8 protein-coding genes are annotated in these 11,962 nt (G+C 53.8%); 7 read left to right on the top strand and 1 reads right to left on the bottom strand.

What is annotated here, in order from left to right; translation table 11 throughout:
- The first annotated feature begins 764 nt into the window (after positions 1 to 764).
- From tssB to dkgB, 7 genes are all read left to right on the top strand, one after another.
- On the top strand, positions 765 to 1,253 hold the full coding sequence (tssB, locus tag ABLV12_RS06800; protein ID WP_160887791.1) for a type VI secretion system contractile sheath small subunit: 489 nt from the start codon (positions 765 to 767) through the stop codon (positions 1,251 to 1,253).
- A 65-nt stretch (positions 1,254 to 1,318) separates the two neighbouring features.
- Positions 1,319 to 2,851 (top strand): type VI secretion system contractile sheath large subunit, encoded by a 1,533-nt coding sequence (gene tssC, locus ABLV12_RS06795; RefSeq protein WP_348866932.1) that lies wholly within the window; start codon positions 1,319 to 1,321, stop codon positions 2,849 to 2,851.
- Positions 2,852 to 3,210: 359 nt separating this feature from the next.
- Entirely contained in the window at positions 3,211 to 3,702 is a 492-nt protein-coding gene (locus ABLV12_RS06790) for an Hcp family type VI secretion system effector (protein WP_004099111.1), read from the top strand.
- Between the two features lie 188 nt (positions 3,703 to 3,890).
- The gene (gene tssH, locus ABLV12_RS06785) at positions 3,891 to 6,524 is read left to right on the top strand and encodes a type VI secretion system ATPase TssH (protein ID WP_348866931.1); all 2,634 of its coding nucleotides are present in this window, start codon (positions 3,891 to 3,893) and stop codon (positions 6,522 to 6,524) included.
- A 164-nt stretch (positions 6,525 to 6,688) separates the two neighbouring features.
- Positions 6,689 to 8,293, top strand: coding sequence for a type VI secretion system protein TssA (tssA, locus tag ABLV12_RS06780; RefSeq protein WP_335269546.1), 1,605 nt, complete (start codon positions 6,689 to 6,691; stop codon positions 8,291 to 8,293).
- A gap of 334 nt (positions 8,294 to 8,627) precedes the next feature.
- Positions 8,628 to 9,989, top strand: coding sequence for a VasL domain-containing protein (locus tag ABLV12_RS06775; RefSeq protein ID WP_160887771.1), 1,362 nt, complete (start codon positions 8,628 to 8,630; stop codon positions 9,987 to 9,989).
- Between the two features lie 182 nt (positions 9,990 to 10,171).
- Entirely contained in the window at positions 10,172 to 10,975 is an 804-nt protein-coding gene (dkgB, locus tag ABLV12_RS06770) for a 2,5-didehydrogluconate reductase DkgB (protein WP_004099132.1), read from the top strand.
- A gap of 29 nt (positions 10,976 to 11,004) precedes the next feature.
- Here dkgB and yafC read toward each other — a convergent pair whose 3' ends face one another.
- Positions 11,005 to 11,907 (bottom strand): DNA-binding transcriptional regulator YafC, encoded by a 903-nt coding sequence (yafC, locus tag ABLV12_RS06765; RefSeq protein WP_160887769.1) that lies wholly within the window; start codon positions 11,905 to 11,907, stop codon positions 11,005 to 11,007.
- Positions 11,908 to 11,962 lie beyond the last annotated feature (55 nt).

The following is an 11,962-nucleotide window of genomic DNA, read 5'->3' as shown; positions in this document are numbered from 1 at the left end:
TAACGCTTAACGCTTAACGCTTAACGCTTAACGCTTAACGCTTAACGCTTAACGCTTAACGCGGGCTGAAAAATTACAGACCCGGCAGTCTGTCAGGCAGACGGATAGCCAATCATAATGTGTCTGTCATCGTACAACGATCGCCGCTTGCAAGGCCGGAGAACACAGATATGTTCTCCGGCCTTTTTACTTTTTGTCGCCGCTTCAGGAGCTCTTTCCGGCGGAACATTCGCGGTCCTCGAAGCTGTTATTTGGTATCAGGCTGCATCATTTTATTCATTTAATACAGAATGATTTAAAATGAAACTATCTTTTCAAATTTTAATAACGTTTGATATATCTATCCCGGGAATATATTTCGCTTAAATGTTTATTATATTACGATGATGAACTGATTCATTAATGTGATTTTTATCATTTATTAGCGTTTATGGTTATTATTTAATGGAGTGAAAATATATTTTTCAGAGCGGTCAGCTAGCATTGAATTTTATTTTAAGAACTTTAAGAATGAGATGAAGTACTATAAATTCATATGAATCATAGTTAATCCCTTTGTTTTTTAAGTGGTATTTTTTAATTGTGAAGGTTTTTGAAGTTTGTTTTAGTTGAGAGCTTTTTGTGAGATATAAAGACTTCTTTGTAAGTATAATATTAATCGAGACCGTAGTGCGTCTATCTTCAATTATTGCAATTTGTATTAGTGAGGTGATATTTTGTTTTTGCTCACCGTCTGGTGGGTATATATCCTGAGGAGGAGTAATATGGGTAATAGTTTTCAAAATGAGGTGCCAAAATCTCGAGTTAATCTTCAATTGGATCTTCACACTGGCGGGGCGGGAAAGAAAAGCGAGTTACCGTTAAAGTTACTTGCGGTAGGCGATTTTAGTAACGGAAAAGAACAACGGTCTTTATCTGAAAGAAATAAAATAAATATCAATAAAAACAATTTTGATAACGTAATGGCTGAACTCTTACCTACGGTCGATTTGCTGGTCGAAAGCACTCTGTCAGGAGAAGCCCGGGTAGAAAATATTAAACTTAACTTTGGTAGCGTCAAAGATTTTGAACCAGAACAGGTTGCTCGCAATATCCCATCGCTTCGTGCATTGATTTCTATGCGTAATTTACTACGCGATCTCAAATCCAACTTGCTGGATAACGTCGAGTTCCGTCGTGAACTGGAAAAGATTATGAAAGATCCTGCGATGAGTAGTGAACTACGCGCAGAGCTAACGGCACTCGCACCGTAAAAAAGTAATGGACAACGACCGGAATAAATACGGTTCATCAAGGAAATGAAGAGGAGGGCATGCTGATGTCTGTACAAGAACATGACGCACCGGTAGCGCAGGCGCAGGCTGTGACCACAGAAAATGTTTATCAGTCTCTGTTTAAAAAAATTCACCTGACGCCGGTTTCTTCTCTGAAACAACTCGGAGAGTGGCAAGATAGTGAAGCAATGGCGGAAGCATCAACGGAGGAGAGGGTCTCTGCAGCCATTCAGGTACTGCTTTCCTGCGTGGCGAAATCCGGAAAAAATGTTGAAAGGTTAGATAAATCACTGCTGGATTTTCATATCAGCGAGCTGGATCGAAAAATCAGCCAGCAGCTGGATGCCGTGATGCACCATCCGGTCTTTCAGGCGCTCGAATCGCTCTGGCGCGGCCTGTGGTTTCTCGTCCAGCGAACCGACGCTCGAAAGAATACCAAAATTGAGCTTCTGGATGTCAGCAAGGAAGACTTACGTCAGGACTTTGATGATGCGCCGGAAATTGTCCAGAGCGGGCTTTATCACCACACTTATGTGCAGGAATATGACACTCCCGGCGGCGAGCCAATAGCCTCAGTGATTTCCAGCTATGAGTTTGATAACAGCCCGCAGGACATCGCGTTGCTGCGTAATATCTCTCGTGTGGCCGCGGCTTCGCATATGCCGTTTATTGGTTCCGTCGGACCTGAATTCTTCCTTAAAAACTCAATGGAAGAGGTGGCTGCCATAAAAGATATCGGTAGTTATTTCGATCGTGCCGAATATATCAAATGGAAAAGTTTTCGCGACACTGATGATTCCCGCTATATCGGTCTTGTAATGCCCCGTGTACTTGGCCGTCTGCCGTATGGCCCGGATACGATTCCCGTCCGCAGTTTCAACTATGTGGAAGAGGTGAAAGGGCCCGATCACGAAAAATATCTCTGGACCAACGCGTCATTCGCCTTTGCGGCGAATATGGTGAAAAGCTTTGTTAACAACGGCTGGTGCGTACAAATTCGTGGACCGCAGGCGGGGGGAGCAGTCACCGATTTACCGATCCATCTTTACGACCTCGGTACCGGCAATCAGATCAAGATCCCCTCGGAGGTGATGATCCCGGAGACCCGTGAATTCGAATTTGCCAACCTTGGATTTATTCCACTCTCTTATTACAAAAATCGTGATTACGCATGCTTCTTTTCGGCTAACTCGGCACAGAAACCGGCGCTGTATGAGACGGCGGATGCCACTGCTAACAGCCGCATTAATGCCCGCCTGCCGTATGTCTTCCTGCTGTCGCGAATTGCGCACTATCTGAAGATTATTCAGCGCGAGAATATTGGTACCACCAAAGACCGACGTTTGCTGGAACTGGAGCTTAATACCTGGCTGCGTAATCTGGTGACGGAAATGACCGATCCTGGTGATGCGCTTCAGGCATCGCACCCGCTACGCGATGGAAAAGTGGTTGTGGAAGATATTGAGGACAATCCGGGCTTCTTCCGTATCAGGCTTTATGCCGTGCCGCATTTTCAGATTGAAGGAATGGATATCAGCCTGTCGCTGGTATCGCAAATGCCGAAGGCTAAATCGTAAGCCGCAGGCGCGATGAAAACCTCTCGTCTGCTGCGGGCTGAGGAGATCGACCTTCCTCTCAGCGGCGTTTCGTTGGGAAACCTTCAGTAAAAATGGCATTGCTCAACTCGCCATCTGCACTCCATCGGAGTGGCTGCTGTGGCGTTAGATAGCGCGGTGCTGGCGTTGAAAAAACTTAAAGATGCCATTCCTGCGCCTGTGTTTCCCCAACGATACGTTGATGGTACGGAAGTATCAGATGGGCTCTCTTCTGCTTGCGACCTGAATACGCGTGCGGAAGAGAATACGGTGGGCGCGGAGCAGAACATACCGTCGGAGGCGGCGGTACCTCAATCACACTAACAAGGAGAGTAATTCTCATGGCAATACCTGCTTACCTTTGGCTGAAAGATGACGGTGGCGCGGATATCAAAGGTTCCGTAGACGTACAGGGACGTGAGGGCAGCATTGAGGTCGTGGCGCTGGACCACGATGTGTATATCCCGACGGATAACAATACCGGCAAACTGACCGGCACCCGTACCCATAAGCCATTTACCTTCACTAAGGAAATCGACGTATCCAGCCCGTATCTCTACAAGGCCGTCACGACGGGTCAGACTCTGAAAACGGCAGAGTTCAAGTTTTACCGGATAAATGACGCCGGTCAGGAAGTTGAGTATTTCAACATTACGCTGGATAACGTCAAGCTGGTCAGAGTGGCTCCGCTGATGCACGACATTAAGGATCCTGCGCGCGAGAGGCACAATCATCTGGAGCGTATCGAATTCCGTTACGAAAAGATTACCTGGACCTACAAGGACGGAAACATCATTCATTCCGATGCATGGAATGAACGTCCTTCGGCCTGATAACCGCGGCAGACAGGCAACTGTCTGCTTTTTTATGCGTATTTGCTGATAAGCCGGTCCTTCCGGTGGGGCAAACCCTATCACATTCTGACAGAAACCTGCCAGGCACAGGGTTACGGCTACGGGCGGTAGCGTGCCTGAACAGGATTCAGTAAAGGAAAAATCACTACATTGAAGAAGGGATATCTATGACCGTAAACCAGCCAGCTGCACTGCTACGCCGCCTCAACCCGTTCTGCGCCCGCGCGCTAGACGCCGCCGCATCGCTGTGCCAGACCCGCGCTCACGCCGAGATTACTATTGAGCACTGGTTGTTGAAGCTGCTGGAACAGGGAGAAGGGGATATCACCGTCGTTGCCCGGCGCTATGAGTGGGATATGGAGATTCTCTGGCAAGCGTTGCTGGGGCATCTTGAAACGCTTCCACGCTCGGTACGTGAGCGTCCGCAGCTTTCTGAACGCCTGACGGCACTGATGACGCAGGCATGGTTGTTCGCTTCGCTGGAGAGCAACGAGCCGCAGATCCGTAGTCAGCACTTGCTGATGGCGCTGACGGAGAAGCCCGAACTGCTGGCTTGCGACGATCTGTGGGTGTTGTTGAGCGTGGGTCGCGTCCAGTTAGGGCGGCTGCGCGCGCTACTGGACGAGCAGTCGGAAGAGTGTCCGGTACGGCAAAGGCAGGCTGGCGAACCGCTGGCGGAAGATATAAGTGCAAATTCTTCTGCGCTTGCGGCGGATGATAGACAAGATGATGCGCATCGAGCGGTCCTTAAACGTTTCACCGCGAATATTACAGAAAAAGCCCGGATGGGCCAGATCGATCCGGTGTTCGGCCGAGATGTTGAGATCCGCCAGATGGTGGATATTCTGTCGCGCCGTCGCAAGAACAACTCGCTGCTTGTGGGCGAGCCTGGCGTCGGCAAAACCGCGCTGGTGGAAGGGCTGGCGCTGCGTATTGTAGATGGCAACGTGCCGGATAGCCTGAAAACCGTGCATATTCACTCGCTGGATCTGGGGCTGCTACAGGCAGGGGCTGGCGTTAAGGGGGAATTCGAGCAGCGGCTAAAAAACGTCATCGACGCGGTGCAGGCATCGCCGGAGCCGGTGCTGCTGTTTATCGATGAAGCCCATACTATCATCGGCGCGGGAAATCCTGCGGGCGGCGCAGATGCGGCTAATTTACTGAAACCTGCTTTGGCCCGCGGTGAGCTACGCACTATCGCAGCGACGACCTGGAGCGAGTACAAACAATATTTTGAGCGCGATGCCGCTCTGGACCGCCGTTTTCAATTGGTCAAAGTGGACGAGCCTGATGAGGACACGGCCTGCCTGATGCTGCGCGGGCTGAAGACCCGCTACGCGGAGCACCATGGGGTACACATCCAGGATAGCGCCATTCAGGCCGCGGTACGTCTGTCGCGGCGTTATCTGTCCGGACGCCAGCTGCCTGACAAGGCGGTAGATCTGCTGGACACTGCCGGGGCGCGTGTCCGGATGAGTCTTGATACCCTGCCGGAGCCGTTAACTCAGCTTCAGGGACATCTGGCCGCGCTGGATATTGAGCAGAAGGCGCTTGAAAAGGATCGCGCGTTTTATCCTGCATCCGCGCAGGCTCGACTGGCAGAGCTCGCCGACCAGCGGGATCAACTCCAGCAAAAGGCGGATCAGCTGGAGTATCAGTACCAACAAGAAAAAGCGCTGATGCAGCAGATTATAGCGCTACGCCGGGAAAGTCCGGACAGTGAACGGTTACCTCAACTACAACAGCAGCTGCTATTGCAACAGGGATTAACGCCATTGCTGGCGCTGGATGTGGATGCCCGGGCCGTCGCTACCGTCGTAGCTGACTGGACCGGCGTACCGCTCACTTCCCTGCTGAAAGATGAGCAGAGCGAGCTGCTGAATATGGAACAGATGCTCGCCAGGCGGGTGGTAGGCCAGGATGGTACGCTAAAGGCTATTGCGCAGCGGTTGCGGGCGGCAAAAACCGGGCTCACGCCGGAAAATGGCCCGCAGGGCGTATTTCTGCTGACCGGTCCTGGCGGCACAGGTAAGACCGAAACTGCGCTGGCGATGGCGGATGCGCTGTTCGGCGGCGAAAAGTCGCTTATTACCATCAATCTCTCAGAGTATCAGGAACCGCATACGGTTTCTCAGCTTAAGGGGGCGCCGCCGGGTTATGTCGGCTTCGGCCAGGGCGGCGTATTGACGGAAGCCGTCAGAAAACGTCCGTATAGTCTGGTTCTGCTCGACGAGGTAGAAAAAGCGCACCGCGACGTTATGAACCTTTTTTACCAGGTGTTCGATCGCGGTTTTATGCGCGATGGGGAAGGCAGGGAAATCGACTTTCGCAACACCATTATCCTGATGACCGCTAATCTCGGAAGCGATCACATTATACAACTGCTGGAAAAGAGGCCGGCGGCCACGGATCTGGATCTGCAGGAACTGCTGTATCCGCTGTTGCGGGAGCACTTCCAGCCTGCGCTGCTGGCGCGTTTCCAAACGGTAATTTATCGCCCTCTCGGGTGGGAGGCGATGCGGTTCATTGTGGAAATGAAGCTGGCGGCAGTGAGCCGCCGCCTGCGCGAACACTACGGTATGGAGACGGTGATCGGGGCCAGTCTTTACGATCAACTGGCCTCCTCCTGTCTGCTGCCGGATACCGGGGCGCGTAATATCGACAGCTTACTGAACCAGCAGATTCTGCCTGTACTGAGCCAGCAGCTGCTGGCGAATCAGGCGGCGCGACGGCAACCCAGGCTGCTGGCGCTCGGCTGGAGTCAAGAGGACGGCATCGTGCTGGAATTAGATACGGAATAACGGGGACGGCGATGAATGCGCTGTGCGCTGGGTGTTACGACTGCCGTTCCCCATTCATCCCGAAACCCGTCATGGCCGATAGTGCTGCAAGCCTTCCCCTTGCCGGGAAAATATTCCGGACCGGAAAAATCATCACCGATAGCCTAAGTTAGGGGGCGATGCGAATGAGTGAATTACTGCAGCAGTTAACCCGCAGCTGTTTTCCCGAACGGAATGCGCTTGAGGCAGGGCAACAACAGGCGGCGCTGTGGCAGACGTGGCTGCTGCCAGTGACGACGGAGTCTCCGGTCGGGAGAGACCCCGTCTACCACGACGATTTCCAGCTGATGCGCGACGAGCTGAATAAGCTTTCCGGCGCGGATACCGCTCTGATTTGTCAGCTTGCGGAATCCCTGCTGCTCACTCAGGCAAAAGATGTACGCATCGCCACCTGCTATATCTGGGCGCGATTGCACCGCGACGGCGAACGCGGATTAGCGGAAGGTCTCGCCCTACTGGCCGGGCTGGTGCAGCGCTTCGGAACGCAACTGCTTCCCTCTCGTCCGGCGGGCCGGAAAATGGCGCTGGAATGGTTAACTGGCGAAAAGATACTCGACAGCCTGGCGCGTTACCCGGAAGTGGCAAAAGAAGACTTTGCCAATATTGTCGCGGCTCTCAATCTGCTGGTCGCTTCTTTTTCTACATGGCCGGAAGAGCAACAGCCGCCGTCCCTGATACCGCTGATCCAGGCGCTGGAGTCGCGGCTGGCGCAGTCGGGCGGGATGAACGCGGTGGTGCCGCAGAACAGCGCGGCAACCGCTTCACCTCCGACAAATTCGCTACAGATACAGTCCATCAGTTCCGGGCGCGACCTGCTGGATCAGGCAAAAGCGCTGGCCCGCTACCTGAACGCGCAGCCGCAGGGCTGGCTGGCGGCACATCGGTTGATGAAAACTCTGCGCTGGGACACCGTGCATGAACTGCCGCCTGATGTGGATGGCAGAACCCGACTGGCTCCGCCGCGTACCGAGTCACGTACTCAGCTTAAGCGTTTGTACTCGCAACAGAACTGGACCGAGCTGCTGGAACAGGCCGACCTGATGTTCAGCGCCGGGGTCAATCATTTCTGGTTCGATATTCAATGGTATTTGTATCAGGCGCTGGGCAAAGCGGGCGCGCCGTGGGACAAGTGGACGGCAATTATCCGCCAGGACCTGATGCTGTTGCTTGAGCGTTTACCTGGGCTGGAGAGCCTGGCGTGGAACGACGGCACGCCGTTTGCCGATGAGGTGACCCGCAGTTGGATTACCCGGCAGGTGCTGCCGCAAGAGGAGGGGAACTGGCTTAGCAGGACGCCAACGGCCCCGGAGGAAGAGCCGGACAACGATGTGCTGGCGCTGGAACCGGAGGCGCTGGCGCTGGCGGACCGCGAGGGCGTTGATGCTGCGCTGGGCTGGCTCCAGTCCCGTGCGGGGATCGTCACGGCACGCCAGCGTTTGCTGTTGCGTCTGTTGATGGCTCGCATAGCGGAGCAGTACGGTAAAAGCGAAATGGCGCAGCTGCTGCTGGAAGAGCTGCATGGCGCTGCGCAGGGGCTGACGTTGACACAATGGGAGCCGGAGTTAATTTTCGAAGTCACGGCACGACAGCTGAAGCTGCTGCGCCTGCGGGCGCACCGCTATGCAGATAAAGCCCATCTGGCGCGGAAAATGGAAAATCTGCTGGCGGCGCTGGTGGCGATGGATCCTGCGCGGGCGGCAGTACTTTGTGATACGCAATATAAAGACTGAGAACTCACCCGGTATCGAGTTTAAAGGCGCCAATCCTGACGTTATTGCAAAGCCGAAATACGCTGCCGATAAGAAGCCGACAGAGACTTTGCCCGGCTTACCCTGACCGCGCACCATTGAGAAGATAAATAGCAAGCTGCGGCTGTTTCCGCTAAAGGATAAATAGTATGGAAATCGCTTCGTTATACCCAATGCCGACGTTTAATTTCAATCATGAATGGCCGCGAGCTCAAGGCAGTGAAAAGGATCGGCGGCTTCTTTCAGGGAGTCATAATATGCAATGCGCTCACTATTGCCGGGCGATTATGCATTATTTGCAGCAACAGGAGCGTATATGAAGACGCCGCATTCTTCATTTATCAGCCCGTTCCGCACGGGCGGCGATCCCTGTACCTTTCGGGAGGCCGGCGAACTGCAGGCCGAAATAGGCAAACTTACGCATCCGGCGCGGCCGGATGTGGACTGGGGCAGGGTAGAGAGCCTGAGTCTGGCTCTGTTTCGGCAAAACGGCGTGGAGTTGCAAACGCTGGTCTGTTACGCGCTGGCGAGGACCCGGCAGTATGGGATAGCAGGAATGGTGGACGCTCTGGATGCCCTCGCGGCATTGATAAACCAGCGCTGGGGAGATTTCTGGCCGCTGCAGGTCCATTCAAGGATCGCGCTGCTGGCGTGGCTTGCCGAGAAGATGAAGCAGGCGCTGCGCACGCAGGATCTTCAGTATCAGGATCTGGCGCAGATTAACCACTGCAGCCAGCACCTGACGGAAATAGAGAACGTGCTGCGGCGGTGCGAGGTCTGGCATATGTCAAAACTGGAGCAACTGGCCGTTCAGTTGCGAAATGCGGCGATGCGCCTGGAGCGGCTGGCGCCGCAGGGCGAAAAAACGGCGGCGAAGAAAATCGCCAGGGAGCGCCCCTGGCCGAGAGATGTAAAAAATGGGGCCAAAAAAACCGCTGAAGCGCAGGCATCGCGAAAGCATGACGAAAGCTTGTTATTGAAGAAAACTACGGAGAGTCCTCGCCAGCGGCGGGTATGGCCCGGTTTTATCGCCGGGATGCTGACGATGGTTTGCCTGGGAGGTTGCGGTTTCTGGGGTTGGTCATGGCTGAACCCGCCAGAAATGGGCCTACGGGAGGCACAGACCGCGACGTCGGTGTTGGCGTTGCCCTCAGCGCCGGAGAGGGATGGCAACAAGATGCTGAGCTGGGCGCAGGGAATGGCGACGACCCGCGCGCAGCTGAAGAGGCTGAATGACCTGCCGCCGCTGTGGCCCCTGCGCCAGGAAGAGGCGCTGCTCCTGGCCCTTGAAAGCCGCTGGCCGAATAATTCGCAAATTAAGGCGATGAGGGCCGAGTGGCGCAAGCTGCGGGAAGCCAGCGCGCTGCCGGTGCCTGAATTACAGCGCTATGCCCAGGCGCAGGCGAAGCTACGGCAGCTTTCGCTAAGGCTGGATGCGCTGGATGAACGCAAGGGGCGGTATATGACTGCTTCTGAGTTGAAATCGGCAATTTTCAGCATCCGGCAGCTGTTACAGACGCCGCCGCTGGAAGAACAGCTCAGGCAACTGGAGGCTCAGGTACGAGCCGGAAGTCTCTCACCGGTGCTGCAAATGCAGATTGATTTTCATTTTAAGCAGTTGCTAAGCCGCTACGCTATTTTGCTGGATAGCACGGAAGTGAAACCGAACCCTCAGTAGTAGGATGTCGGCTGCGGTAGAGTAAAAACAGACGGGAAAAGTTGGCCCAGGATTTTTTCAGCCCGCCATTTGATTATTGCTGTTTTAGCAAAAATCCTCTGCGTTAAACGATCTTTTTCTCGATCCTCTCGTTGGTCATAATGTTTCTCATTAACCGCTATTGATAAATAATGAGGAAAATCATGACAATCCCTGCATTTGGTCTTGGGACCTTCCGTCTGAAAGATGACGTAGTGATCGCATCTGTAAAAACAGCGCTTGAGCTGGGCTATCGCGCCATTGATACCGCGCAAATCTATGACAATGAAGCGGCCGTGGGCCAGGCTATCGCAGAAAGCGGCGTCGCGCGCGATGAACTGTTCATCACCACCAAGATCTGGATTGAAAATTTAAGCAAAGATAAGCTCATCGCAAGCCTGAAAGAGAGTCTGCAGAAGCTGCGCACCGAATATGTCGATCTCACGCTGATCCACTGGCCGTCGCCAAACGATGCGGTTGCCGTGGAAGAGTACATGGCTGCTCTGCTGGAGGCGAAACGTCAGGGACTGACTCGCCAGATGGGTATCTCTAACTTCACTATTCCGCTGATGGAGCGCGCCATTGCTGCCGTTGGGGTAGAGAATATCGCGACCAACCAGATTGAACTGTCGCCTTATTTGCAAAATCGTAAGGTCGTCGATTGGGCCTCTGAGCATGGCATCCACATTACCTCTTATATGACTCTGGCTTATGGTAAAGCGTTAAAAGATGAAGCCATTGCCCGGATTGCGGCGAAACACAATGCCACTCCGGCGCAGGTTATCCTCGCGTGGGCAATGGGTGAAGGCTATGCGGTGATCCCATCTTCGACCAGGCGCGAAAACCTGGCAAGCAACCTGAAAGCTCAGGAGCTGCAGCTTGATGAAGACGATCGCCTGGCGATCGCCGCGCTGGACTGTCACGATCGTCTGGTTAGCCCGGAAGGTCTGGCGCCTGAATGGGATTAAGCTAACCCCCTCTGTACTCTACAACCCTCTTACAGCTCCTGCGGGAGCTGTTTTACATGCTCACTAAGAAAGTCGATAAAAGCCCTGATCCGCGTGCTTACCGCCCTGTCGCTGTAGTACACCGCGCTAAACGGCATTTCAATCGGCAGCCGTTTGTCAGCCAGCAGTTCGACAAACGCCCCTTCAGCAATTTCTTTATCCACCATATAGTCCGACAGACAGGCTATACCGTTACCGGCCAGACACAGCTGCTTGAGCGTTTCCCCGCTATTGGAAGATATCTCGCTTTCGATTTCCAGCAGTTGGCCATCGCAGCAGGAAACTGGCCAGGTATTCAGGGATACGGGCTCGCTAAAGCCGAGGCACTGATGATGTTTTAGCTCGGCGACGCTTTGCGGCGTTCCGTGCCGGGCAAGATAGTCCGGCGAGGCGATAATTTTGCGGTAGCTATTGAACAGCGGCCGGGCGCGCAGGCTGGAATCGGTTAGCGTGCCGGCGCGGATCGCGACGTCCACTTTCCGCTCAATCAGATTGATAAAGGTCTCTGACGAGACCAGCGAAAGGCTCATTTCCGGGTAGCGCTCACGGAAGGGCCTGATCAAAGGCATCAGAAAATGCAATATCACCGGCGTCGCGGCATCAACGCAAAGTAATCCTCTTGGCGTCGTTCGGCTTTCCAGAAGCTCATTTTCGGCGGCGGCCATCTCCTGAAGCACAACCTGCACTCGGCGGAAATAACGCTCGCCCTCTTCGGTCAGGCTTAGCTGGCGGGTAGTACGGTTAAGCAGGCTGACGCCGAGCTTTGACTCCAGCTTTTTTACTGCCCGGCTGACGGCGGAATTAGCCTGACCAAGCTGTTCGGCAGCGCGACTAAAACTGCCGCTCTCTACCACGGCGACAAAAATGGCGATTTCTTCTGAGGTAGCTCTCATTGTTGCACCTGTGGCAAAATTCTATTGATACTTTGGCTATTTTTGTTATTAAAAC

Origin of the sequence: Klebsiella sp. CN_Kp100, assembly GCF_040065315.1 — a bacterium.
Lineage (GTDB): Bacteria > Pseudomonadota > Gammaproteobacteria > Enterobacterales > Enterobacteriaceae > Klebsiella > Klebsiella oxytoca.
Note: the sequence above shows the minus strand (reverse complement) of the source record. Positions and strands in the feature narration are given on the sequence as shown.